Raw genomic sequence first — 23,763 nt, 5'->3', positions numbered from 1 at the left:
TCCATGGCAGAGCTAGAAATCGCCATCGTCACGGTGGAACGCGAGTTCTGGTCAGGTAAGGCCGAGATGATCGTCGCGAAGACCACCGAAGGCGAGATCGGTATCCAGCCGGGCCACGAACCGCTCCTCGGTCAGCTCGACGCGGGAGGGACCGTGTCCGTGTACACCGACGGCTCCAAGCGGGTCGCCTCCGTGCGCGGCGGATTCATCTCGGTGACGGGAAGTAAGGTCCAAATCCTCGGCGAAGGTGCGGACTGGGCAGAGGATATCGACAAGGCCGCTGCGGAGTCTGATCTCAAGGAATCCGGTTCGGACGCACTGAAGAAGGCAGAAGCGCAGTCGCGCCTCCTCGCAGTCGAGAAGGCAAACGCCTAGACACCTCTCCGAGCTCGTCTGGGTACCCCCGTGGGGCCGGTTCCGAAAGGGACCAGCCCCACGGCGTTTTTGTATTCGCTGCCAGGGCAAGTAATTTATGTTCTAATCGCTAAACTGTTGCGCGATGAGGGGGAACGGGATGGTCTGGAAATTGCTCGTTGCGGTCCTCATCGTGCTTGCCCTGCTCATCGCCATAGCCGCCATCTACCGGTTCTTCGTATTCCGCGGCTCAGGAATGCCTATTGTTTTCCGAATGTGCGGAAGAGAAGGCCAACCGGGCCAATGGAGCCACGGGATCATGCGGTTCACTGAGGATTCGGGGCAATTGGTCAAGCTATTTAGCCTTCGGCCGCGATTCGACGTCGAGCTCGACCGCGCCAGCATCCAACTAGACGCATCTCGAAAACCACAGACATCCGGAGAACTCGCCGTTCTCGAACCAGGGGAACTGGTCGTGTCATTCGAAGCAGACGACCGAAGGGGACGTAAAGTCTCAGGCGACTTCGGACTGGATACGCAAACGCACGCCGCCATGCGATCGTGGGTCGAAGCTTGTTCGATCCAATCGGTCAAAAGGCGGCGTGCTCGTTTTTATTGAAGAGGTAGTCCTTGCGACTTGTAATCGCCGAATGCCAGGTTGACTACGTCGGGCGGCTCACAGCACACCTGCCAAGAGCTCCACGTCTACTGTTGGTCAAGTCCGACGGGTCAGTGAGCGTACATGCGGACGACCGCGCATATAAGCCGCTCAACTGGATGAGCCCGCCGTGTGTGCTCAAGGAATTCGACCTCGCGGGAGAAGGGGAGCAGAGCGAGGATCTCGCGTCCTTCCCAGACGACGCCCAATCGGCATGGATCGTAGAGAACAAGGCAGGCGAGCAGCTTCGCATCGCGATCTTCTCCGTTGAACTCGACACGGCACACGAACTCGGCGAAGACCCCGGCCTGATCAAGGACGGCGTGGAGGCGCACCTCCAGGAGCTCCTCGCCGAACACATCGGCACACTAGGTGACGGGTATACGCTGATACGGCGTGAATACATGACAGCCATCGGGCCGGTCGACATCCTGTGCCGCGACGCAGACGGTGGCACCGTCGCCGTCGAGATCAAACGACGTGGAGAAATCGACGGCGTCGAACAGCTCACCCGCTACCTAGAACTCCTCAACCGCGACCCACATCTAGCACCCGTCGAAGGCGTTTACGCGGCACAGGTCATCAAACCGCAAGCCCGTACCCTCGCGGTGGATCGAGGAATCCGTTGCGTGACGCTCGACTATGACGCGCTACGGGGAACCGAGAGCAAGGAAATGCGTCTTTTCTAGGATCTAGGACGGGTTGCGCAATGGCACGCAAGAACAGGCGAACACCCAGCGGTACCACCGAGGGACCGATGCCTCGCGGTTTGAACCGGCGCGAAACAGGACCACTCGGAGACACCGGTTCGTTCTACACCGTCGTGAATATTCCTCCAGCACGGGCAAACAAGGCATATCGTTGCCCCGGCTGCGATCAAGAAGTCGCCAAAGGGATTGCGCATGTTGTCGCGTGGCCCGAAGACGACGAGTCCGGTGACTGGAGAAGGCATTGGCACTCCGGATGCTGGGAGGCCAGGGCCCGCCGAAGCGTCACCCGGAAGTGGAGCTAGCGGCGGCTGTCCCCGGTGCTCTGCGCCGCGGCACCGGCTCGCTTGGATGGATACCCGGGTGCCGGCGCCGGCTGGGTGGTTTGCCCATCGGTGACGGCGGGCTGCTGGCCTATCTCGCCAGACGCTGACTCTTGTTCCTTCTGCCACGGAGAAGGGACTGGCTTGGCAAGTTCGGCAAGATCGCCGTCATACCTGCTTCGGGTAAGCGAAAACGACTCCAGCTGCGCGCGTGTTTTGGCGATGTCGCCGACGAGAGAATCGCGTACCGCTGCGAGCTCGGCGACGCGAGCATGCGCCGCGGATGTAAGAGCGTCGGCGTCTCGGCGAGCGGACGAACGAATGTCCTTCGCATCGGCCGTTGCCTCCTTGCGCCACTGCGCCGCCTGAGTAGTGGCCTCCTCACGCCAGGTCTCCGAGTCCCTGGTCGCCTCCTCGCGCCACAGGGCGGCATCGTCCTTCGCCGCGCGGCGAACGGCCTCGGCGGCGGCGGCGGCGGCGATGCGTTCGGACTCGATCTCCTTGTTCGTGGCCATGCGGCGGGCGTCGGAGGCGATGCGGTAGTCCTCGTCTTCGGCGGCGCGGCGAAGCGAGGCTTCCTCGTCCGCGCGCTTTCGCTCCTGTTCGGCCGCGATAGTGCGAGCGTTGATGTCGTGCTCGGTCGCCGCGATCGTGTGCGCCGATTCCTGATGCGCCGCGTCGAGGATGCGCGTTCGTTCGGCGGCGAGCTGCTCAGCCTGCATGCGCGACTGGCGAACTCGCTCGTCCGCGTCCTGACGTGCCTGCCACGCGTAATCCTCAGCTTCGCTGCGCAAAAGCGATGCATCCTCGTCGGCCTTAGCCCGAATCTCGGCGGCTTCTTGTTCGGCGAGCGACAGCATCGAACGAAGCCGCTGGGACATGTCCTCGCTGGTGACCGGCGCCTTACCCAGTCTGCGAACCTCGCCACGGAGTTCTTCGATTTCCGCGTGCGCCGCCTTCAACTCTCCGGCAATCTGATGTCGATGCTCGATCGCCTGGTTCCGGTCCGCCTGCAGGAGGCTCGTCTCGGCCTCGAGGCGCGAAATGGCCGCCACGACGGCGGCAGGTTCGTACCCTCGGCGAACGGTCGCCAGATTATGGCGGAGTGCGATTTCGTGGTCGGCGGACATGCCCCAAGGATAAACCAGAGTGGACGGTCGGTGGCGCTACGACAGGCGCCACGCAACCGGGAAACTAGTGTGTGCCAGCGGGTTCGACTAGCTCGAGAAGTACGCCGCCCGCATCCTTCGGGTGGACGAAGTTGATGCGCGAGTGTGCGGTTCCCTTTTTCGGTTCGGGGTAGAGAACTCGGATGTCGTGTGCGGCGAGGTGCGCCATGACCGCGTCGATATCGGTGACTCGAACCGCCATCTGCTGCAGCCCTGGACCATTCTTGTCGATGAACTTGGCGATCGTCGAAGTGTCCGAGAGCGGAGCGAGGATCTGGACCATCGCGGACCCATCCGGGGCTCCCGCCGGCGCGAGCATCGCTTCGCGAACCCCCTGCTCTTCGTTGATCTCCTCGTGAACATTGTCGAACCCGAGGGCGTCTCGATACCACGTGGTGGCGGCGTCGAAGTCGGACACCGCGATGCCGACGTGGTCGACGGCGGTGACGAGGCCTGAAGGGATGCGGGACAAAGCTGCTGGATCAGTTGACATGTATTAACTGTAACTCTTAACTGTGCTCGTTACACCCCAAAGTGGATCGTTTTCGTACAGTTGAAGGCGTCTATAATTGGTGTTGTTGTGTAGGAGAAGTACGTTGAGATCCGAAGCGCACCCGGGGGACGGCATTGCCAGTACTCGGGGCGCACCACAGGCCACTTACCGAGGAGCCCGACCGTGACTGCCATCAATTCAAACGATATTGCCGACGATGCGATCGTGATCGTGTCCGGAGCCCGTACACCCTTCGGTCGCTTGCAAGGGGCGTTGTCGTCGTTGAGCGCGCCCCAGCTCGGCGCCATTGCAATTAAGGGAGCGTTGGAAAAGGGCGGCGTTTCGGCGGATGCCGTCGACTACGTGATCATGGGTCAGGTGCTCGGAGCCGGCGTCGGTCAGATGCCCGCGCGCCAGTCGATGCTGGGCGCCGGAATCTCTCCGAGCGCGCACGCGCTGACGATCAATAAGATGTGCCTATCGGGTCTCTCGGCTATTGCTCTCGCCTCTCAGTCGATCCGTGCAGGCGAGGCCAAGGTAGTCGTCGCCGGTGGGCAGGAGTCGATGTCGAAAGCTCCCCACCTGCTGCCGAATTCGCGCGGCGGCTACAAGTACGGTTCGGTCGAGGTGCTCGACCACATGGCGTTCGACGGCCTGGAGGACGTTCCCACCGACCAGCCGATGGGCGCGCTCACCGAGCAGCGCAATGCCACGCTCGGCATCGACCGTGCCGCCCAGGACGAATTCTCGGCGCAGTCCCACCAGCGTGCCGCGGCGGCATGGGAGAAGAATCTCTTCGCCGACGAGGTCGTGCCGGTCACGATCTCCGGGCGCAAGGGAGACACCATCGTCGACCGCGACGAAGGTGTGCGCGCAGACACCACCGCCGAGTCCCTGGGTAAGCTGCGTCCGGCCTTCGCGAAGGACGGAACCATCACCGCGGGTTCGTCGTCCCAGATCTCCGATGGTGCTTCGGCCACGGTCGTCACCTCGGCGAAGAACGCCCGCGACAACGGTTGGCCGATTCTCGCCGAGGTCGTTCAGTACGGCACCGTCGGCGGACCGGACTCCACGTTGCAGCACCAGCCCGCCGCAGCAATCAACGATGCCGCGGAAAAGTCCGGCGTCTCCGTGTCCGAGCTCGACGTCGTCGAGCTCAACGAGGCGTTCGCGTCCGTCGGTATCCATTCGACGAAGGAACTCGGCCTCGATCCGTCGATCGTCAACCCCAACGGCGGCGCAATCGCGCTCGGCCACCCCATCGGTGTCTCGGGCAACCGCGTCGTCCTCACGCTCGCACTCGAGCTCGCTCGCCGCGGTGGTGGAACCGGTGCGGCGGCGCTGTGTGGCGGCGGCGGTCAGGGCGACGCGCTGATCATCCGCGTTCCCCGGCAGAACTAGCCGGCCGGCGTCGCTCACCGTTGAGAAAATGGGAGAATCGGAAACGTGACTCGACCAGGTAGCCGATCAGGAAACAATCCATCGCCGTCAGATGCACGTCTCGCCGCCTCGTTGTCGGGGGCCGTGGACCTGTCGGGGCTCAAGGACCGTGCCGACGCGCAGCAGCGCGGCGCCGGGCAGCAGGCCGGGACGCCGACGGGAGGCGCGCAGGCGTCGAACGCGACGAGCGTGCAGGTGACCGAGCAGAACTTCGAGGCAGAAGTGCTCATGCGGTCCATGAAGGTGCCGGTACTCGTCGAACTCGGCTCCTCGAGGGCACCGACGGCGATGACCGCGACTCTGCAGCAGATGGCCGCCGCCGACGGTGGTTCCTGGGTGCACGCCTACGCCGACGTCGATCAGGCCCCGGGAATCGCCCAGGCGTTTCGCGCGCAGGGCGTTCCCATGGTCATCGCCGTCGCAGGTGGGCGTCCGCTCACCGAATTCGAGGGTGAGCAGCCGGAGGACCAGCTGCGGCTGGTGATCGACAAGGTGCTCGAGGTGACCGCCGGCAAACTCGAGGGTGCAGGGGAGCAGCCCGTGGAGGGCGAACCCGAGGAGCCGTCCGACCCGGAACGCGATGCGGCGGAGAACGCTCTCGCCGAGGGCGACCTCGCCGCGGCGGAGGAGCGCTTCCAGGCTCTCGTGGATTCCCGCTCCGGCGACCACAGTCTGATCGAGGCGCTCCGCTTCGTCCAGGTTTCCCGTCGCGTCGCCGACGAGAACGACCCGGCGGCCGAGGGTCAGAGCGACCAGATCCGCGAGGTTCTGTCGAAGGCCGACATTCAGATCATGGCCGGCAATTACGCCGGCGCCTTCGAGGGCGTGATCGCCGCGATCCGCACCAGCGCGGGCGACGAGAAGAACCTTCTCCGGACGCGACTGCTCGAACTGCTCGATACGTTGCCCGCCAACGATCCGGACGCGCTCGCTGCCCGACGGAATCTCGCCACGGCGCTGTACTAGAAACACACCGGGGAATGACGTCGGACGTGCCCAGCCCGCTGGCCCGCGACCGGTACCCACTGCGCGGGCACGCTGTCGTCGTCACAGGGGTGAGCCGGCGAGCCGGAATCGGTTTCGCCACCGCCTGCCGTCTTGCCGCCTACGGCGCTGAGGTCTTCTGCCAGCACTATTCGCCGCACGACGCCCAACAACCTTGGGGCGCAGACGACGTCGACGCGGTGCTGGACGGCATTCGCGAACATTGCGCCGAAGGCGCACGAGTCGTGGGTATGCACGCGGACTTCAGCGACCCTGACGCGCCGTCGCAGGTCATCGGAGCCGCGGCCGAGGAATTCGGACGGCTTTCCGGGTTGGTGTGCAACCACGCGCAATCGGGATCCGACGGAATGCTCGCGGAGATGAGCGCGGAGTGGCTCGACTCCCACTGGGCGGTGAACACCCGTGCATCGCTCCTCCTAGCGAAATCCTTCGCCGAGCACCACCGCACCGGAGACAAGGCGTCCATCGTGTTCATGACCTCGGGCCAAGACCAGGGCCCGATGCCGGCGGAAATCGCGTACGCGGCGTCTAAAGCAGCGATTGCCGGTGTGACACTCACCATTTCCCACGAGCTCGCCGGACGGGGAATTCGCGTGAATTCGGTAAATCCCGGCCCCGTGGACACCGGGTACATGACTGCCGCGGACCTAGAGGCGACCCGAGGGATGTTTCCTTTCGGCCGCTTCGGTGAACCCGACGATGCTGCTCGCGTCATCGCGTGGCTACTCACTCCCGAGGCCGAGTGGATAACCGGCCAGGTGGTCAACTCCGAAGGCGGATTCACGCGTTAGGTGCGACGCACCACCGCGGGTTGCCACGGGTAGTGTGATGGTTGTGACTTCCCCCTCGAGAGACGACTACGACGTCATCAACGAAGACCTCGTGATCGACTTCCGCGGTGCCCAGTTGCGCCGTGGTGGCAATTCACTCGTTGGCCCCCTGGATTGGCAGGTGGAGCTCGACGAACGCTGGGTCATTCTCGGCCCGAACGGGGCAGGAAAGACCTCGCTCATGCGCATGGCGGCGGCGAACGAATTTCCCTCCTCCGGTTCGTGCCGCATCCTCGGCGAGCTCATGGGCAAGACCGAGGTGATGGAACTTCGCACACGTATCGGACTGTCCTCCGTCGCGCTCGCACAGCGAATCCCGGGCGACGAGAAAGTCGCCGATATCGTGATCTCGGCCGGATACTCGGTACTCGGCCGCTGGCGGGAGAAGTACGACGGAATCGACCACGAGCGCGCCGCCGACACGCTCGAGGCGATGGGCGCGGAGCATCTTTCCGAGCGCACCTGGGGCACTCTGTCCGAGGGCGAGCGTAAGCGAGTGCTCATCTCCCGTGCGCTGATGACCGACCCGGAGATGCTACTCCTCGACGAGCCCGGCGCCGGCCTCGACCTCGGTGGCCGCGAGGAACTCGTCTCGCGGCTCGCTGATCTCGCTCTCGACCCGGATGCCCCCGCCGTTGTGCTGGTCACCCACCACGTTGAGGAAATTCCGCAGGGCTTCACACATGCGATGCTCCTTGCAGAAGGTGAAGTGACTGCGTCCGGCCTCATCGAGGACGTCATCACAAGCGAGAATCTCACCCGCACCTTCGCGCAGAACATCGTTGTCGAGCAGGCCGATGATGGCCGCTTCTTCGCGCGTCGTTCTCGTCCGGGACGCCACCGCCGCGCCGCCCTGTAGAACTTTCTTCCACATGTATGACGACGACGTGGCGTTTATCCTCTCGCCACACGGAGAGCAAGCGGTCTCCTGGACGCAGACCCTTGACTTCTCCGGGCGTGCCCGCGTCGCCTCGGCGGCCAAGGTTCGAGAGAAGTATCCGGATCACTTCACGGCTGTCATCGAAGTGGCGACGGCCAGGGCCAAGGCATCGCTCAAGCTCCGCGACTGCGAGGACTGGGTGTTCACCACGGAGGCCGTCGAACAGGCCACGCCTTGGCGCGTGGCGCGGCATCGTGCCGAACGCCTCGCCGGTCGCGTTGTACACGACCTGACATGCTCGGTCGGCACGGAACTGGCCGAGCTCGTGCGAGTGTCGGAGAACGTGAGTGGCAGCGACCTCGATCCCGTGCGCGTGGCGATGGCCCGGGCGAACGTTCCCCAGGCGACCGTGGAGGTGTCGGACGCGCTCGACCCGGCCACGATCCGCGCACACTCCAATGCGGTGTTTCTCGCCGATCCGGCGCGGCGAGCATCCGGAAGGCGCATTTCGGATCCGGCCGCACTCTTGCCGCCGCTACCAGACCTGCTCGCCGCCCTCGAGGGGTACGGCTACGCAATAAAGTGTGCGCCCGGGCTGGACTTCGACGCCCTCGGACACACCGGAGAGGTCGAGGTAACGAGCCTCGACGGGGGAGTGCGGGAGGCCTGCCTGTGGTCCACGGCGCTATCTGACGGCGTCCGGCGGCGTGCGACGATCCTCCACTCCGGAAAGCACGGAGCCACCGCTTGGACCGAAACCATCACTGACCTCGACCCGCAGATCGACGCGGCCGAACCGGACGCACACGCCCCCGCCGACCGCTTCATCGTAGAGCCCGATGGCGCCATCGTTCGTTCGGGCCTGGTGCGTCACTGGGCTCATCGGCATGGGCTGCGCCAACTCGACCCGCGTATCGCGCATCTCACCGGCGCCCAGATTCCCGCCGGGTACAGCGGATTCGAGGTGCTGGAGCAAAGCTCACTGGACGTCAAAAAGCTACGGTCCAGGCTGAGGGCGCTCGACTGTGGGTCTCTGGAGATACTCGTCCGCGGGGTCGATAAGGACCCGGACGTGCTGCGCAAGAAACTTGCGCCCAAGGGGAGCAGGCCGCTGGCGCTGGTGGTGACTCGACTTGCGGACCGCGGCGTCGCGTTCATCTGCGAAGCCCGGCGTCATACAACCGACTAGTCGTCGGCGAAAAAATACACCCGACCGACCGCAAGCGACAGCGCGAGCGCGCCGGAGTCGGCGAGCGTAAGTCCGGCGACGGGACCCTCCGCACCGGGAACCGGCTTCGACCACAGTTCCTCGCCGTCCCCGCCGAGAGCGCGAATCGCCACACCGCTGCGCCCCTCACGAGAGGCGAGAAGGACATTTCCGTCCGACGACAAGACCGGGGCCGACAAGGATGCGGCTCGCTCATCTCGCCATAGCTCCGAGGCGCCATCCCCGTCGTCATGCAGCGCAACCACAGCGGAACCGGCAAGCGCTTCGCGAGTCATCTCGTCGGAGGTCTCGTCGTCCTCGCCCCGATAAAAGGCGCCTGTGCGACCGCCGAGGACGATCGTGCCGTCGGGCGACACAGCAGGCGCGAAGTCGGTCTCTACATCTGTCTTGTGGTGCCAGCGCTCCGAGCCGTCTTCGGTCGAGAACGCCGAGACGCCCCCGGGGGAAGTGACATACGCGATGTCCTCGTCCTCGGAGAGCACGACCGGCGCGCCGGTGCGCCCGTGGGGCAGCGGTGTCCGCCACAGTTCTGTCATCCCGATCATCGCGTGCGGATCGGTGGCGGGAACATACTTCTCCGGATTCGCGCGTTCGCGCGAATCCACGCGCACGGCGACGAGCTCAGGTGCATCCGCGCCCGGAGCCCACACAGTCAGGTAGAACACCGAACCATCGGCAGTGACGGCGGCGGGAGCGGGCGCCGGGCAGCCACGGCTGCCGGTCTCGCACCAAGACAAGCCATAGTCGGGTGCCACGTTCGGTACGGGCCCGGCAAGTTCGAACGGAGCGCCGCGAGGGGTGCCGTGCTGCGTGCCGTAGATCCGCGCCTGGCCGAACATCGACACGGTGAGAACGAGCTGCCCGCTGAGCTGCCGCGCAGTGGTTGCCGTGCCCGGTGGAGTCGTGCCGTAGCGGAATTCGCCTTCTCCGGAAATCGCTGCGGCACCCGAGAGGATCGGCCAGTACGAATCGCCGAACTTGTTGATCTGCCCGGAGATGCGAGGGCCTCCGATGGCCTGGCGGTTACACCACGACTTTCGCCCGTCCTCGATCTCGAGCGAGAAGACATTGCATCCCGAGTCCGAAAGCGATGCCTGCTGGAGCTCTTCAAGGGGGCTGAAGGTTGCCGGTCCCGGCAGGGGAGCGCCGATGTCGCGCGACCACTTCAACGTTGGATCCTGGGGTGATTCGCCTGACGAGGCCGACGAGTTGTGCACGTCCGCATACGTCGAGGACCAGTCGTCGGATTGACCCGGATGGGCATCGAGCGACGAGGACACAGGACTGCACGCAGCGAGTGCGACGGCGGCGGTCGCGGACAAGGCCGCTACGGCGCGCGTGTTGCGGCGTGTGGAACTGCGCACCCGATGTTCTCCTTGTGCATACATTGGTTGGCGTGGCCTGCGAGGTGAGACGTCGCGCGGGTCCGATAGGTGCCGAACCCGCAGGAATCCCCAGTTTAGACAACGGCAATCTACTTGCGGAGAAGGCGAACCGGAGCGCCGTGACAATCGCGACTCGGGTTACCCGGGGTCTTGGGCGAAACCCTACTGGCGGGTAAGGTAAGGGTAGCCGCTAGGGCAAGGGATGACGCACACCTGGTCGTCTCGGGCGCGCTGCAGGTAAAGTGACCGGTTGAGAAGTTAATCTCAACCGCGATGCCATCTTGCCGCGCTCGGCTAGTAGGTGTTCACCGGTGCCGCCGGCGTTGTATTAGGCTGCGACAGGCGCCATGTAAAGGGCAGTTTTCATTCGAAACTCGCAGGAGGTCGAAGCAGACCAATGACAAATATTGTCGTACTTATCAAGCAGGTTCCGGACTACACGGAGCGTGAGCTCACCGATGGTGACAACACCATCGATCGCGAGAACACCACCGCGATCATCGATGAGATCAGCTCGCAGGCCGTGGAGACCGCCCTGAACGTCAAGGACGCGGCAGGCGACGGCAAGGTGACCGTTCTGACCGTCGGCCCCGCCGGCGCCAAGGACGCGCTCCAGAAGGCGCTCGCCATGGGAGCGGACGAAGCCGTCCTGCTCTCCGACGACGCCATTGCGGGTTCGGACGTGGTCCAGACCTCGTGGGCGATCGCCAACGTTCTGTCCGGCCTCGAGGGCACCGAGCTGGTTATCGCCGGCAACGAGGCCTCGGACGGCCGCGCGGGTGCGGTCCCGGCGATCATCGCCGAGTACCTCGGTCTGCCGCAGCTCACGCACCTTTCGGAGGTCACCGTCGAGGGCGAGACCGTGAAGGGCAAGCGCGAAACCGATGACGGCGTGTACGAGGTCGAGTCCGCCCTCCCGGCCGTGATCTCGGTGAACGAGAAGGTCGGCGAGCCGCGTTTCCCGTCCTTCAAGGGCATCATGGCGGCGAAGAAGAAGCCGATGAACGAGATGGCGCTCGGCGACACGAACATCGAGGCCGGCCAGGTCGGTATCGACAACTCCTCCACCAAGGTCGTTTCCGCTACGCCGAAGCCCCCGCGTAAGGCCGGCGAGAAGGTCGAAGACGAGGGTGAGGGCGGCAAGCAGATCGCCGAGTACTTGGTCTCGCAGAAGATCATCTAGTCGTCACGACACAAGGCAAACCCGCCGCAATCACTTTTCTCTAGGAGCGAATAGAACTCATGGCAGAAGTACTTGTTGTCGTCGAGCATGTCGACGGCGAACTGAAGAATGTGACCAAGGAGCTGCTCACCGCGGCTCGCACCCTGGGTGAGCCGTCCGCCGTCGTCTTCGGTGCCGAGGGCACCGCAGAGGGCTTCAAGGATGCGCTCGCCGCCGCCGGCGCCGAGAAGATCTACGTCGCCGAGGGGTCGAACGTCACCGATTACGTGGTGAACCCTAAGGTCGACGTGCTCGCAGGACTCGCGGAGAACGGCGCCGCCGGCGTCATTCTTCCCGCAACGTTCGAGGGGCGCGAGGTCGGCGGCCGTGTCGCTGCACGCACCGGCTCCGGCTTCCTCACCGATCTCGTGGAGATCAAGGATGGCGGCAACGCCGTTCACTCGATCTTCGGTGGCGCCTACACCGTCGAGGCAGAGGTTTCGGGCGACTGCCCGGTCTACGTCCTCCGCCCGGGCTCCGTCGAGGCGCAGGAGAACGCCGGCGCCGGCGAGATCGTCAACGTCGAGGTTCCCGCTCCCGAGGGCGCGGCGAAGATCACCTCGGCAAGCCCGATCGAGGGTGGCGACCGCCCGGAGCTCACCGAGGCGAAGATCGTCGTCTCCGGTGGCCGCGGTGTCGGTTCGGAGGAGAACTTCGGCAAGGTCGTCGAGCCTTTGGCTGACGCTCTCGGTGCCGCCGTCGGCGCATCGCGTGCAGCCGTCGACTCCGGCTTCTACCCGCCGCAGTTCCAGGTGGGCCAGACCGGTAAGACTGTTACCCCGCAGCTGTACATTGCACTCGGCATCTCCGGTGCGATCCAGCACCGCGCCGGCATGCAGACCTCGAAGACCATTGTGGCCGTCAACAAGGACGAAGAGGCCCCGATCTTCGAGATCGCCGACTACGGCATCGTGGGCGACCTGTTCAACGTTGCCCCGCAGCTCACCGAAGCTGTCAACGCGCGTAAGTAACACCATCACTTCGCGCCCCGCTGGGGCGAAGGCAGTGAGAAGATGCCCGGCCACCGGCCGGGCATCTTTTTTGTGTTCGAGAACCATGGGTTAACCGCAGATATCTTGCGTATGGACGAGGATCTCGAAAATCTGCCGACGCGTCATCTGGGCGTCGTGTCGTTGCTGCATTCAATTGCTGTTAAACGATCAGCATAAACACCATGACGATCGCCGAGCAGCGCACCGAAACTCCCTCAACGCCTGCACTCTCGCACAACACGCGCAAGATCAAGGGCCAGGCCCATGCGTGGTACCCGTATTCGGCGTGCGGGAAAACGTGCACGACCCGTGTGCATGATGAGTCCCGAGAATCGGGGAGCGCGATCGCCGCTCGGCTTGCGGGTCTCGCGCGATTGCCGCTTTACATCGGTGCCGGGGCGGCAGCGGTCGCTCTCCCGCAGCGGGGCAGGTCGGCCATGGGGCCGAAAATCGCTCGCCGGTTCCTGCGCTCGTTCGGAGTCGAGGTGGTCGTTGACGCGCCCGTCCGTGCGACCGAGGCGCTTCGTCAGGAAGGTGTACTCATCGCCGTGAACCACCACACGTGGTGGGACGTGTTCGTGCTCGCATCGATCGCACCGGTTCGCTTCATCGCGCGCGACGATCTCGCTGCGATCCCGCTTCTCGGCGACGTCATCGCGCGCATGGGCACCATCTTCATCGACCGGACGTCCCTGCGGACGCTGCCGACGGTCGTGGCGGACGCGGCGGAAACGATGCGCGACGGCCACAATGTGGTTGCGTTCCCGGAGGCCACGACCTGGTGCGGGGAAGCGCACGGCCGCTTCAGGCCGGCTATCTTCCAGGCGGCACTCGACTCCGGCGCCCCGGTACTTCCCGTGCATATCGAGTACCGAAACGCCAGGGGCGAGAGAACGGCCGCCGCGGCATTCATCGGTAAAGACACCGTTCTGAGCTCGGTGTGGAATATGCTCTCGGGTCGGTGCAAGACGGTCCACGTTCGGCTTTATCCGCCGCTTCGTTCCGGCGTGAATGCCCCGGGCCGACGACAGGATCTCGCCGCCGTTACTCATAGGGTCATCTTCGGCGACGACGGCGAGCGCGACCACGGTTGAGCGGACGGTTGCGTTTGCGCGGAAAGGGCGGACTAATGTCGTAATGGTCATGAGCATCCGCCACTACCTTGATCACGCCGCAACGACACCACCGCGTCCCTCGGCGATGGCCGCGTTTGCCGCTACGTCGACCGGGCAGAACCCCTCCTCGCTGCACGCCGACGGCCGCGCGGCGCGTAGTGCGCTGGAGCAGGCCCGCGATGTCGTCGCCGAGTGCCTCGGGGCATCACCAAGCGAGGTGGTCTTCACCTCGGGCGGTACCGAATCCGACAACATCGGGATCATTGGGGCCGCCAGAGCAGTGCGGGCGGCGGGCAAACGCGCAGTGGTCGCGGTTTCTGCAGCCGAACACCACTCCGTGCTCGACTCGGCCGAGCAAATCGCAAGGGAAGGCGGACGGGTACGCACGATCGACGTTGACTCGGAGGGCGTGCCGTCGATCGCTTCGATCGAGGAGATCGCCGCCGGCGTGGCTTCGACCCCGGGGGAGTTCCTCGTCCTCGGGGCGATGGTGGCGAACAACGAGATCGGAACGATCACCGACACAGCGGGAATCGCTCGTGCCCTCGCCGGAACCGCGACACACTTTCACGCCGATGCAGTGCAGGCCGCCGGGCACATCCCGATCGACTTCGCCGCATCTGGCGCGGACTCGATGAGCATCTCCGGGCACAAGTTCGGCGCGCCGATGGGGATCGGCGCTCTCTTGATTCGGAGGGATGCACCCGTGCAACCGCTCGGATTCGGAGGCGGACAGGAGCGAGACCTTCGCTCAGGAAGCGTCAACGTTCCCGGGGCGGTGGCATTGGCGGCGGCGCTCACCGACGCGACGGAGGAGATGGAGCATTCTGCGAAGATTCTGGTCGAGCTGCGGGACCGTCTCATCGACGGGATCCGCGGCGCCGTGCCCGGTGCCGAGCTCGTCGGGCCGGAGGATCGCGGGGCATACGATCGCCGACTTCCTGGAAACGTGAACATATTCTTTCCGGGGCGGGAGGGAGAGTCGATGCTGATGCTTCTCGACCAGGCCGGAATATCCTGCTCGACCGGCTCCGCATGTACCGCAGGGGTGGCCGAGGCCAGTCATGTGGCTCTCGCCACCGGCCGCAACGTGGACGATGCGAAGTCGGTGTTGCGCTTCACTCTGGGCTGGACCAGCACCGACGCGGACATCGATGCGACGATCGCCGCGATCGCGGACGTCGCCGAGAAAGCGCGGCGGCCCGACGTCACACGCTCTCGACTTCGCCCTGGGCGGTAGCACGCGCAACAATGGAGGGAATCGACGCGATCGCGGCAGAACTGACTACGACGAGGGAACAGGGAGTGCACGGGCAATGAAGGTACTTGCGGCAATGAGTGGCGGTGTGGACTCGGCAGTGGCCGCCGCCCGCGCCGTGGCCGCCGGCCACGAAGTCATCGGGGTGCACCTGGCGCTGTCGACAAACCCCGCGACCCTGCGCACGGGTTCGCGTGGCTGTTGCTCGCGCGAGGACGCCGGCGATGCGCGCCGCGTTGCCGACATGCTCGGTATCCCGTTCTACGTGTGGGATTTCGCAGAACGTTTTCGCGAGGACGTCATCGACGATTTCGTCGCGTCATACGCGGCGGGGGAAACGCCTAATCCGTGCCTGCGGTGCAACGAGAAGATCAAGTTCGAGGCACTACTCGAGCGTGGTATCGAGATGGGGTACGACGCCGTGGCGACCGGGCACTACGCTCGCCTTGCACGCGAGGTCGACGCGGACGGCGCCACGCGCACGGTACTGCGGCGCGCGGTCGACGAGGCGAAGGACCAGTCGTACGTGTTGGGTGTGCTCACCCCGGAGCAACTCGAGCACTCGATGTTCCCGCTCGGCGATTCGCTCAAACCGGATGTGCGCGCCGAGGCCGAAGCCGCCGGCTTCACCGTGGCGAGCAAGCCCGACTCCCACGACATCTGCTTTATCCCCTCCGGGGACACCCAGGCGTTCCTGGGCGCGAAGATCGGACTTCGCCCCGGCGCCATGGTCGACGCCTCTACAGGCGAAGAGTTGGGTACGCACGACGGGGTGCACGGCTTTACCATCGGGCAGCGTAAGGGCCTCGGCCTCGAACGCCCTGCGCCAGATGGCAAACCCCGGTATGTGACGTCGATCGACGCGGAATCCGGGACAGTCACGGTCGGCGGCTCCGAACATCTCACCGTCGACGGACTCGTCGCCGACAGGCCGTACTGGCTAGCGGACGACGCGATCAGGGAGACCGACTGCGAGGTGCAGGTCCGCGCCCACGGCAACGTCGTCCCCGCGCGTCTCGTCCGCGTCGACGGCGCAGAAGGCGAGGAGTTCCATCTCGACCTCGGTGAGCCGCTGCGCGGTGTCGCGCCCGGACAGGCCGCCGTCATCTACCTTCCCGACGCCGACCACGGGGACCGCGTGCTCGGCTCGGCCACGATCCGCGACACCCGCTCGGTCGCGGTGAGCGCATAGCGGGAACGGGCAATCAGGTGCACACACTTGCCACCTCGGCGGCGGCTTTCGGCGGCACCGATGTACGTGCGGCCGCACGCATCGCGCTCGGTGAGACGCCGGAACTTCCCGTGCTTCCGGCTCTCGCCGACCGCGGCATCGGCGCCGACTCCATCGGGCGCACGGCCGCGTTTCTCGTCGATCTCCCCGTCGACACCTCGCCTCGTGCCTGGAAGCTGAGCGACACACGTGGCCGTGCGGCTCGACGCGCCGCCGACTTTCTCGATCGCGACCTCGATGCGATGGAGGAACAATTCGAACTCGCCCGGGGCGCAGTGGTCGACGGCGCCTCGGCGTCTCCCTCTCGGGGGGTGCGCGTCGAGGTGTGCGGTCCGTGGACGCTCGCCGCCAAGCTCGAACTTCCCGGCGGACGCCCCGCGCTGTCGGATTCGGGCGCACGCAAGGACGTGGCCGAATCCCTTCGTGAGGGACTGCGTGCGCTCGCCGGCCGAATCTATTCCCGACTGGGTGTGCCCGTGCGCTTCGTTCTCGAAGAGCCGCTGCTCTGGCACATCGCCGCAGGAGCCGTGCCCGCTCCCAGCGAATTCGACCCCGTCGCCGCGGTTCCCGCCGAGCGCCTCGCCACGGCCCTGTCCAGGTTTGCCGCCGGCCTCCGAGCGGACTCTACCGAGGGCATTTTCGCCGCAGTGCCATGCCGGGGAGACGAAGGCCCCGCCCCTCGGTGGGGCGTGCTCACCGAGCCGCCCGCCGGAGAACCACGACTCGACGGCATCGTCGTCCCCGCTGAGCACCTGCTCCCGTGGTCCGGCCGACCCGCACACTCGGGCACGCACGGCTGGGCGGACGGAGAATCGGATCCGCAGGCCTTCGCACTGCTCGACGTGCTCGGCACGTTCATCTCTGACGGCGGACGCGCCGAGATCCATAGACCGCACCTTCTGCAGGGCCTCCGGCAGGAAGCGCCCAGGACCGCGGATGAGGCCGAGGCCGTCGCGGCGCAACTCGTCCGACTGATCGACCGGCTTGCGATCGAACATCCCGCCGCCGTCAACGCGCTGTCACTGGGTGCGGGAGCCGAGGATATCGCCGGCACCACGGCGCACGCAGCCCGCGCACTCGCCGCTGTGCGCCACGTTGCCGAGGTGCTTCCCCGGGTCGCCAGTTAGGAGCAGGAGTCCCCGGTAGGTTCCGAGCGGCGAGCTATCCCTGCTGGGCGGGAACGTTGAGCGCCCAGAGAACGCCGAACTTGTCGACGATCTGACCGTAATGATCGCCCCACGGAGCGAGATCGAACGGCATCTCGACCTTGCCCCCGGTGGAGGTGAACTTCTCGATCATTTCCTGCGCTTCCTCGACCGAATCGAAGTACAGCAGGAACGAATAGTTGTGGATGTCCAGCGGATCCGGGTTCTCGGCCATCGAGTCGCCGCCGGCCAACCGAACCGGACCCTCGAGCTGGGCGTGGGCTACGGCGTCTGCGGGCGGAGTGAACGGCATCCCCTCCATCGGGTTATCGCCATACTTCATGATCTCCGCGGTGCCGCCGAAGATCTCGGCATAGTACGACATCGCCTCGGCGGCGTTGCCGGGGAAGGAAATGTAGGAATAGAACTGGATCGACATGCTCATTGCCCCTTGATCGGTGGTGGGTGAGGAAAACAGCGGTTCCGCCGCTCTTTCAGTTCGAGCGTACCGAGGGCTGGGCGCGTCGAATTGTCCGAACGTGCGCTGCTCAGCCGCCGATCGGCCAGGCCGTATTCACGTCCGTGGCCGGGCGCCCCTGGCGTTCCAAATAGGCGCGGAAGCTCTCCTGACGCTCGGCGTGCCAGGCGGCCTGCTTGTCGTTGAACTCGGTCCACGTGTCCGCTCGGACCTGCTCGTGGTTTGCGAGCTTCCACGCCAGCCGGGCGGCGGCGAGGGCGTCGACTGCCGCATCGTGGGCGCCGTCGAGAGCGATGTCATAGTGCTCGCACAGCGCGGTCAGCGTCCGCTTTCCCTTGCGATATGGGTCGATGGCGCGGTCGATCACGTATGGGTCGAGCACTGGGCCGGTGACCTGGAACGTCGGGTCGAGCCGGTGCAGTATCGTCAGGTCGAATGGCGCATTGAACACGACGAGCGTGTAGCCGGCATCCCAACCGGACCGGATGCCCTCGATGGTTTCGGCGACGACCTGCGCGTGGTTCTGGCCGTTGCTGCGGGCGTGTTCGGTGGAGATGCCGTGGACCGCGGTTGCCTCGGCCGGGATGTCGACGCCCGGGTCCGCGAGCCATTGGCGTTCTTCGACCTCGGCGCCGGTGATGCGCAGCAGCGCGGAGGTCACCACGAGCGCTGTGGCCGGGTTCGGCCCCGTGGTCTCCAGGTCGAAGGACAACAGCTTGGAACGGTCGACGGGACCAGAGGTCGGCGGCGTGGCAGCGGGCATCGAAACTCCTTGTGGGCAAAGCGACCCTTCCACCGTAGGACACGGCCGAACGTGGTGGGGTGCGCACGCCGGGTGGGTGGGTTATTGGCGCGGTGGGGGCGCGGTGTCGGCCGCGGCTACTACCCTTGGACGACGTGAGCGAAAAGCCGGACCGCAACGAAGAATCAGCGCCTGCGACGTCAACAAGCGAGGACATCCCGCCGAAGGTGCGCGGGCGATGGCAGGAGCTGGCCGAGGAAGTGCGCGGACATCAGTTCCGCTACTACGTCAAGGACGCGCCGATCATCAGTGATGGCGAGTTCGACGCGATGCTGCGGGAGTTGCAGGAGCTCGAGGAGGCGCACCCCCAGCTGCGGACTCCGGATTCGCCGACCCAGGTCGTCGGCGGGGGTTTCGAGACCGATTTTTCGTCGGTGGAGCATCTCGAGCGGATGCTCAGCCTCGATAACGCCTTCAGCGAAGAGGAGCTACGCGACTGGGTGCATCACGCAACGCAGGAGTCCGGAACTTCGGCTGCGGACCTGCCGTTTCTGTGTGAGCTCAAGATCGACGGTGTGGCGATCGACCTGGTGTACCGAGACGGCGTTCTCGAGCGCGCGGCGACGCGCGGCGATGGCACCACCGGCGAGGATGTCACGCTGAACGCGCGCACGATCGAGGACATCCCCACCGAGCTGCGAGGCACGAAGTCTCGCCCGATACCCGCGCTGCTCGAGGTGCGCGGGGAGGTGTTCTTCCGGCTTGAGGATTTCGAGCAGCTCAATCGTTCCCTCGTGGAGGCGGGCAAGGACCCATTCGCGAATCCTCGAAACAGTGCTGCGGGTTCGTTGCGGCAAAAGAACCCGGCCGTCACCGCCAAGCGGCGCCTCGGGATGATCTGCCACGGCCTCGGCGCCGTCGAGGGAGCCACGTTCGAATCGCTCCACGACGTGTACACCGCGCTCGGCGAGTGGGGGCTGCCGACCTCCGAATACACCCGGCAGGTTACCGGTGCCGACGCCGTGATCGAGCAGATGAAGTATTGGGGCGAGCATCGCCACGACCCGGTTCACGAGATCGACGGACTCGTGGTGAAGATCGACGACCGCAGCGTGCAGCGGCGCCTGGGCTCGACCTCGCGCGCCCCGCGCTGGGCGATCGCCTTTAAGTACCCTCCGGAGGAAGTGACGACACAACTGCTCGACGTCGCCGCGAGTGTCGGCCGCACCGGGCGGGTGACTCCTTTTGCGAAGATGAAACCCGTCCTCGTGGCCGGTTCCACAGTGGCGATGGCAACGCTGCACAACCAGACGGAGGTCGCCCGAAAAGGCGTTCGCATCGGCGACGACGTGGTGATCCGTAAGGCCGGGGACGTCATTCCCGAGGTCCTAGGGCCGGTCGCCGATACGCGCGACGGGAGCGAGTGGGAATACCGATTCTCGACGCTGTGCCCGGAGTGCGGTTGCGAGCTCGCGCCCGCAAAGGACGGGGATGCCGATTGGCGCTGCCCGAACCAGCAATTTTGTCCCGCACAGCTGCGGCAGAGGTTGATCTATCTCGCCTCGCGTTCCGCTCTCGATATCGAGACGCTGGGGGAGAAGGGCGCCCGTGAGCTCCTTACTCGCGGCGTGCTGACCGACGAATCCACGCTGTTCTCGCTCACCGCCGCGGACCTGGAACGTACGGACCTGTACACCACCAAGTCCGGCACGCTGGGCGCCACGGGGAAAAAACTTCTCGAGCAGCTCGAAGGTGCGAAGGACTATCCGTTGTGGAGAGTTCTGGTCTCTCTGTCCATCCGGCACGTCGGGCCGACGGCGGCACGCGCGCTTGCGACGAAATTCGGATCCATGGACGCCATCCGCTCGGCAAATGTAGAGGATCTCGCGGATACAGACGGAGTGGGCGCGACCATCGCCCAATCGGTGCTCGACTGGTTCGACGTCGGTTGGCATCGGGAAATTGTCGACCGGTGGACCGCCGACGGGGTGTCCATGGAGGACGAGCCAGACGAGTCGACCCCGCGCACACTTGAGGGGCTCACGATCGTCGTCACCGGTTCGCTCACCGGGTTCACGCGTGATGGCGCCAAGGAGGCGATCATCACCCGCGGCGGAAAGGCGTCCGGTTCGGTATCGAAGAAGACCGACTTCGTGGTGGTCGGCGATTCGCCCGGCTCCAAGGCGGACAAAGCAGAACAGTTAGGTGTTCGCGTGCTCGATGAGGAAGGGTTCCGGTCGCTTATCGACGGCGGACCATCAGCGGTCGCGTAATCGCCGTGGCCACTGCTTCCATGAGCTCAGCGCTGGCCTCGTGGCCGCGAAGCTACTTCTCGGCGGAACGTGCGGACGCGGGGAGTACCGAGCTGACGATGCCGGCGAAGTACCCGAAACGCGCGAGCTCGGCAGGGCGGAAGTCCGGTCCTCCGATGCGCCCGATGACGAGGACGAGCCGCCCGCCGAGGCCGGCGGAGGCCAGAGCCGTGTCCATGACAGTCCACGAGTCCGGCAGGCCCTCAGTCGTCGGATCAACCTCGATGGCGTGCTCGCCGACCGGCATGGGAACGCCGAGGGAGTCCACATCGCCCGGCGCAGAATCGCCCCGCGCGAGAAGGCGGGCACCTGCGTCGTCATTCTCGACGACCAGCGCCCAACTGACACCGAGCACTCCCGGCAGTTCCTGGGCCAGGACGCCAAGCGCTTTGCGTCCGGACGTGCTCACCGAATCGATGAGCTGAAGCTCTTGGTGCGCGCCGATGCGTCCATCGAACGGGCGCAGAGATACGACCGACACGCCGTCGAGGCTCTCGGCTGCGGTAATGAGCGTATCGGGAAGGGCGCCGGTTGGGACGTCGACGACGATATCGTCGATCGCCGCGCCATCGAAATGTTCGACGACATCGAGGCTGACGATATTGGCGTCCACCGAGCCCAGCGCAACCGCCAGGCCGCCGAGGGAACCCGGACGGTCGGGGACGGTGACGCGCAACAGGTAAGACATGACCCACATTCTGCCAACTAAGGACGACACATGGCGTATCGCAGGAACTTTCGCCAGTTAAGTTTCTCACACCGCGAGCGCGTGGGACGGCTCGGAGGTCGACCGGCTAGGCTGAGGAGCACACGAAAACACCAGATCTGACGTCGCCGGTGCTACGCCTGCGCCCATGAATGTGCCTGCGCCACCGAGCCGCGACGGAAATAAGCCAAAGAAGAGGGAAGGACCACCACAACGTGTCCGCGATCTCACGCGACGATGTCGCCCACCTCGCCAAGCTCTCGCGCTTGGGTCTGACCGATAGCGAACTCGACGAGTTCGCAGGCCAGCTCGAGAAGATTCTCGAGCACGTCGCGACGGTGAGTGACGTCGCAGGCGACGACATTCCCGCCATGAGCCACCCCACCCCGATCGTGAATGTGAATCGGGAGGACGAGCGTGTCGCCGGGCTGACCCCGGACGAGGCCCTCGACCAGGCGCCCAAGAGCGCCCAGCAGCGTTTCCAGGTTCCGCAGATTCTCGGGGAGGACTAGCACGCATGGCAGACAGCACCTACACCACGGTGGCCGGCGATTCGCTCCTCGGGCTCGGCGCCGCCGAACTGGCCGAGAAGATCGCCGCGAAGGAGGTGACCTCGGAGGAGGTCACCCGCGCCCATCTCGACCGCATCGCGGAGATCGACGGCGACATCAATGCCTTCCTCCATGTCGGCGCGGAGCAGGCGCTCGACGCCGCTCGTGCCGCAGATAAGTCGATCGCAGAGGGTACGGCCGGGCCTCTTGCGGGCGTGCCCGTCGCGCTCAAGGACGTATTCACGACCACGGACGCACCGACGACGTGCGGCTCGAAGATCCTCGAAGGCTACATTTCGCCGTATGACTCGACGGTGACGAAGAAGCTCCGCGAGGCGGGCATGCCGATCCTCGGTAAGACGAACATGGACGAATTCGCCATGGGCTCGTCGACCGAGAATTCCGCCTATGGTCCGACCCGTAACCCGCACGACACCACCAAGACGCCGGGCGGCTCCGGCGGTGGATCCGCCGCGGCGCTCGCGTCGTTCCAGGCGCCTCTGGCCATCGGCACCGACACCGGCGGTTCGATCCGCCAGCCGGCGGCTCTCACCGGCACGGTCGGTGTGAAGCCGACCTACGGCGGTGTGTCCCGTTATGGGCTCGTGGCCTGCGCATCTTCCTTGGACCAGGGGGGTCCGTGCGGCCGCACGGTGCTCGACACCGCGCTGCTCCACGAGGCGATCGGCGGACACGACCCCCGTGACTCGACCTCGCTCGACGCGGCCGTGCCCGGCGTCGTCGCCGCGGCCCGCGAAGGCGCGCGGGGCGACCTCGCCGGAGTCCGCATCGGCGTCGTCGACGAATTCGACCTGAGTACGGGCGCGCAGCCCGGAGTGCGCGAACAGTTCAACGCAGCCCTCACCCGGCTCGAGGAACTCGGGGCCGAGATCGTCAACGTCTCGTGCCCGAATTTCCAGCACGCAACCTCGGCCTACTACCTGATTCTCCCGTCGGAGGTCTCGTCCAACCTCGCCCGCTTCGACGCGATGCGCTACGGGCTTCGCGTCGACGACGACGGAGAGCACTCGGCCGAGCAGGTTATGGCAGCCACTCGCGACGCCGGCTTCGGGCCCGAGGTCAAGCGCCGCATCATCATCGGCACTTATGCGCTATCGGCGGGATACTACGACGCGTACTACGGCTCGGCGCAGAAGGTTCGCACGCTGATTGCAAGGGACTTCGACGCAGCGTACGACAAGGTCGACGTCCTCGTTTCTCCCGCGACCCCGAGTACGGCATTCGGGCTCGGTGAGAAGATCGACGACCCACTGTCGATGTACCTGTTCGACCTGTTCACGCTTCCGCTCAACCTCGCCGGCCACTGCGGGATGTCACTACCCGCGGGACTTGCGCCCGATACCGGGCTGCCGGTGGGGCTGCAGATCATGGCTCCGCCGCAAGCTGATGACCGCCTCTACAAGGTTGGCGCCGCGTTCGAGGCTGCGCAGAAGGGGTAGCCTTTCGAACGTGCCTTTTGCCGAGTGCAAGAGGCGAGGAACCGACGCGCTCGGGCCCGCATTCCGCCGCAAGCCGGAA

The 23,763-nt window shown here is 65.5% G+C and carries 23 protein-coding genes; 17 read left to right on the top strand and 6 right to left on the bottom strand.

What is annotated here, in order from left to right:
- The first annotated feature begins 3 nt into the window (after nt 1-3).
- The 3 genes from BJL86_RS09870 to nucS all read left to right on the top strand — a co-directional run bounded on the left by BJL86_RS09870 (nt 4) and on the right by nucS (nt 1,701).
- Nucleotides 4-375: a F0F1 ATP synthase subunit epsilon gene (locus BJL86_RS09870; RefSeq protein WP_067472057.1), complete on the top strand. Its 372-nt coding sequence runs from the start codon at nt 4-6 to the stop codon at nt 373-375.
- Between the two features lie 139 nt (nt 376-514).
- Nucleotides 515-973 carry a DUF2550 family protein gene (locus BJL86_RS09865; protein ID WP_067472060.1) on the top strand — a complete coding sequence of 153 codons (459 nt, stop codon included), beginning with the start codon at nt 515-517 and terminating at the stop codon, nt 971-973.
- Between the two features lie 11 nt (nt 974-984).
- A complete protein-coding gene (gene nucS / locus BJL86_RS09860; RefSeq protein ID WP_067472064.1) occupies nt 985-1,701 on the top strand; it encodes an endonuclease NucS in 717 nt (238 codons plus the stop codon).
- Nucleotides 1,702-2,020: 319 nt separating this feature from the next.
- Here nucS and BJL86_RS09850 read toward each other — a convergent pair whose 3' ends face one another.
- Both BJL86_RS09850 and mce read right to left on the bottom strand, forming a co-directional pair.
- Nucleotides 2,021-3,172, bottom strand: a complete 1,152-nt coding sequence (locus BJL86_RS09850; protein ID WP_067472066.1) for a DivIVA domain-containing protein — start codon at nt 3,170-3,172, stop codon at nt 2,021-2,023.
- 64 nt (nt 3,173-3,236) lie between these two features.
- The gene (gene mce / locus BJL86_RS09845) at nt 3,237-3,704 is read right to left on the bottom strand and encodes a methylmalonyl-CoA epimerase (protein WP_067472069.1); all 468 of its coding nucleotides are present in this window, start codon (nt 3,702-3,704) and stop codon (nt 3,237-3,239) included.
- A gap of 192 nt (nt 3,705-3,896) precedes the next feature.
- Here mce and BJL86_RS09840 point away from each other — a divergent pair, with 192 nt between their 5' ends.
- From BJL86_RS09840 to BJL86_RS09820, 5 genes are read left to right on the top strand one after another with little or no spacing between them, the layout of a single operon-like run.
- The gene (locus BJL86_RS09840) at nt 3,897-5,105 is read left to right on the top strand and encodes an acetyl-CoA C-acetyltransferase (RefSeq protein ID WP_067472179.1); all 1,209 of its coding nucleotides are present in this window, start codon (nt 3,897-3,899) and stop codon (nt 5,103-5,105) included.
- Between the two features lie 45 nt (nt 5,106-5,150).
- Entirely contained in the window at nt 5,151-6,110 is a 960-nt protein-coding gene (locus BJL86_RS09835; RefSeq protein ID WP_082908346.1) for a tetratricopeptide repeat protein, read from the top strand.
- A 14-nt stretch (nt 6,111-6,124) separates the two neighbouring features.
- Nucleotides 6,125-6,940, top strand: a complete 816-nt coding sequence (locus BJL86_RS09830; protein ID WP_067472072.1) for an SDR family oxidoreductase — start codon at nt 6,125-6,127, stop codon at nt 6,938-6,940.
- A gap of 37 nt (nt 6,941-6,977) precedes the next feature.
- Nucleotides 6,978-7,838, top strand: a complete 861-nt coding sequence (locus BJL86_RS09825; RefSeq protein ID WP_067472075.1) for an ABC transporter ATP-binding protein — start codon at nt 6,978-6,980, stop codon at nt 7,836-7,838.
- Nucleotides 7,839-7,851: 13 nt separating this feature from the next.
- Entirely contained in the window at nt 7,852-9,048 is a 1,197-nt protein-coding gene (locus BJL86_RS09820; protein WP_067472185.1) for a class I SAM-dependent methyltransferase, read from the top strand.
- Here the strand turns inward: BJL86_RS09820 and BJL86_RS09815 are convergent.
- Entirely contained in the window at nt 9,045-10,451 is a 1,407-nt protein-coding gene (locus BJL86_RS09815) for a PQQ-binding-like beta-propeller repeat protein (RefSeq protein WP_067472079.1), read from the bottom strand. The two genes, BJL86_RS09820 and BJL86_RS09815, sit on opposite strands and share 4 nt — an antisense overlap.
- Before the next feature lie 418 nt (nt 10,452-10,869).
- Between BJL86_RS09815 and BJL86_RS09810 the strand changes: the two genes are divergently transcribed.
- The 6 genes from BJL86_RS09810 to BJL86_RS09785 all read left to right on the top strand — a co-directional run bounded on the left by BJL86_RS09810 (nt 10,870) and on the right by BJL86_RS09785 (nt 17,417).
- Nucleotides 10,870-11,655 carry an electron transfer flavoprotein subunit beta/FixA family protein gene (locus tag BJL86_RS09810; protein ID WP_067472082.1) on the top strand — a complete coding sequence of 262 codons (786 nt, stop codon included), beginning with the start codon at nt 10,870-10,872 and terminating at the stop codon, nt 11,653-11,655.
- A gap of 59 nt (nt 11,656-11,714) precedes the next feature.
- Nucleotides 11,715-12,665: an electron transfer flavoprotein subunit alpha/FixB family protein gene (locus BJL86_RS09805; protein ID WP_067472085.1), complete on the top strand. Its 951-nt coding sequence runs from the start codon at nt 11,715-11,717 to the stop codon at nt 12,663-12,665.
- 203 nt (nt 12,666-12,868) lie between these two features.
- Nucleotides 12,869-13,780 (top strand): lysophospholipid acyltransferase family protein, encoded by a 912-nt coding sequence (locus BJL86_RS09800; protein ID WP_067472088.1) that lies wholly within the window; start codon nt 12,869-12,871, stop codon nt 13,778-13,780.
- A gap of 49 nt (nt 13,781-13,829) precedes the next feature.
- Nucleotides 13,830-15,041 carry a cysteine desulfurase family protein gene (locus tag BJL86_RS09795; RefSeq protein WP_231887122.1) on the top strand — a complete coding sequence of 404 codons (1,212 nt, stop codon included), beginning with the start codon at nt 13,830-13,832 and terminating at the stop codon, nt 15,039-15,041.
- Nucleotides 15,042-15,117: 76 nt separating this feature from the next.
- The gene (mnmA, locus tag BJL86_RS09790) at nt 15,118-16,251 is read left to right on the top strand and encodes a tRNA 2-thiouridine(34) synthase MnmA (protein WP_067472094.1); all 1,134 of its coding nucleotides are present in this window, start codon (nt 15,118-15,120) and stop codon (nt 16,249-16,251) included.
- A gap of 17 nt (nt 16,252-16,268) precedes the next feature.
- A complete protein-coding gene (locus BJL86_RS09785; protein WP_067472097.1) occupies nt 16,269-17,417 on the top strand; it encodes a uroporphyrinogen decarboxylase/cobalamine-independent methonine synthase family protein in 1,149 nt (382 codons plus the stop codon).
- A 34-nt stretch (nt 17,418-17,451) separates the two neighbouring features.
- Here BJL86_RS09785 and BJL86_RS09780 read toward each other — a convergent pair whose 3' ends face one another.
- Both BJL86_RS09780 and BJL86_RS09775 read right to left on the bottom strand, forming a co-directional pair.
- Entirely contained in the window at nt 17,452-17,880 is a 429-nt protein-coding gene (locus BJL86_RS09780) for a VOC family protein (RefSeq protein WP_231887123.1), read from the bottom strand.
- Nucleotides 17,881-17,983: 103 nt separating this feature from the next.
- Nucleotides 17,984-18,676 carry an exonuclease domain-containing protein gene (locus BJL86_RS09775; protein WP_067472100.1) on the bottom strand — a complete coding sequence of 231 codons (693 nt, stop codon included), beginning with the start codon at nt 18,674-18,676 and terminating at the stop codon, nt 17,984-17,986.
- Nucleotides 18,677-18,810: 134 nt separating this feature from the next.
- Here BJL86_RS09775 and ligA point away from each other — a divergent pair, with 134 nt between their 5' ends.
- On the top strand, nt 18,811-20,928 hold the full coding sequence (ligA, locus tag BJL86_RS09770) for an NAD-dependent DNA ligase LigA (protein WP_082908355.1): 2,118 nt from the start codon (nt 18,811-18,813) through the stop codon (nt 20,926-20,928).
- A gap of 52 nt (nt 20,929-20,980) precedes the next feature.
- Here the strand turns inward: ligA and BJL86_RS09765 are convergent, their stop codons facing one another.
- Entirely contained in the window at nt 20,981-21,655 is a 675-nt protein-coding gene (locus tag BJL86_RS09765) for an ACT domain-containing protein (protein WP_067472195.1), read from the bottom strand.
- A 233-nt stretch (nt 21,656-21,888) separates the two neighbouring features.
- Here BJL86_RS09765 and gatC point away from each other — a divergent pair, with 233 nt between their 5' ends.
- The gene (gatC, locus tag BJL86_RS09760; protein WP_067472103.1) at nt 21,889-22,185 is read left to right on the top strand and encodes an Asp-tRNA(Asn)/Glu-tRNA(Gln) amidotransferase subunit GatC; all 297 of its coding nucleotides are present in this window, start codon (nt 21,889-21,891) and stop codon (nt 22,183-22,185) included.
- A 5-nt stretch (nt 22,186-22,190) separates the two neighbouring features.
- Nucleotides 22,191-23,684, top strand: coding sequence for an Asp-tRNA(Asn)/Glu-tRNA(Gln) amidotransferase subunit GatA (gene gatA / locus BJL86_RS09755; RefSeq protein ID WP_067472107.1), 1,494 nt, complete (start codon nt 22,191-22,193; stop codon nt 23,682-23,684).
- The last annotated feature ends 79 nt before the right edge of the window (nt 23,685-23,763 follow it).

It is taken from the genome of Dietzia timorensis (assembly GCF_001659785.1).
GTDB classification, from domain to species: Bacteria; Actinomycetota; Actinomycetes; order Mycobacteriales; family Mycobacteriaceae; genus Dietzia; species Dietzia timorensis.
This window is presented reverse-complemented; position numbering and strand designations above follow the sequence as displayed.

Coding starts and splice junctions, on each gene's coding strand:
- BJL86_RS09805 (WP_067472085.1), top strand. CDS start 11,715: ATGGCAGAAGTACTTGTTGTCGTCGAGCATGTCGACGGCGAACTGAAG.
- gatA (WP_067472107.1), top strand. CDS start 22,191: ATGGCAGACAGCACCTACACCACGGTGGCCGGCGATTCGCTCCTCGGG.
- BJL86_RS09800 (WP_067472088.1), top strand. CDS start 12,869: ATGACGATCGCCGAGCAGCGCACCGAAACTCCCTCAACGCCTGCACTC.
- BJL86_RS09850 (WP_067472066.1), bottom strand. CDS start 3,172: ATGTCCGCCGACCACGAAATCGCACTCCGCCATAATCTGGCGACCGTT.
- BJL86_RS09765 (WP_067472195.1), bottom strand. CDS start 21,655: ATGTCTTACCTGTTGCGCGTCACCGTCCCCGACCGTCCGGGTTCCCTC.
- BJL86_RS09825 (WP_067472075.1), top strand. CDS start 6,978: ATGGTTGTGACTTCCCCCTCGAGAGACGACTACGACGTCATCAACGAA.
- mce (WP_067472069.1), bottom strand. CDS start 3,704: ATGTCAACTGATCCAGCAGCTTTGTCCCGCATCCCTTCAGGCCTCGTC.
- BJL86_RS09830 (WP_067472072.1), top strand. CDS start 6,125: ATGACGTCGGACGTGCCCAGCCCGCTGGCCCGCGACCGGTACCCACTG.
- BJL86_RS09820 (WP_067472185.1), top strand. CDS start 7,852: ATGTATGACGACGACGTGGCGTTTATCCTCTCGCCACACGGAGAGCAA.
- BJL86_RS09780 (WP_231887123.1), bottom strand. CDS start 17,880: ATGAGCATGTCGATCCAGTTCTATTCCTACATTTCCTTCCCCGGCAAC.
- BJL86_RS09810 (WP_067472082.1), top strand. CDS start 10,870: ATGACAAATATTGTCGTACTTATCAAGCAGGTTCCGGACTACACGGAG.
- BJL86_RS09795 (WP_231887122.1), top strand. CDS start 13,830: ATGAGCATCCGCCACTACCTTGATCACGCCGCAACGACACCACCGCGT.
- mnmA (WP_067472094.1), top strand. CDS start 15,118: ATGAAGGTACTTGCGGCAATGAGTGGCGGTGTGGACTCGGCAGTGGCC.
- BJL86_RS09865 (WP_067472060.1), top strand. CDS start 515: ATGGTCTGGAAATTGCTCGTTGCGGTCCTCATCGTGCTTGCCCTGCTC.
- BJL86_RS09870 (WP_067472057.1), top strand. CDS start 4: ATGGCAGAGCTAGAAATCGCCATCGTCACGGTGGAACGCGAGTTCTGG.
- BJL86_RS09775 (WP_067472100.1), bottom strand. CDS start 18,676: ATGCCCGCTGCCACGCCGCCGACCTCTGGTCCCGTCGACCGTTCCAAG.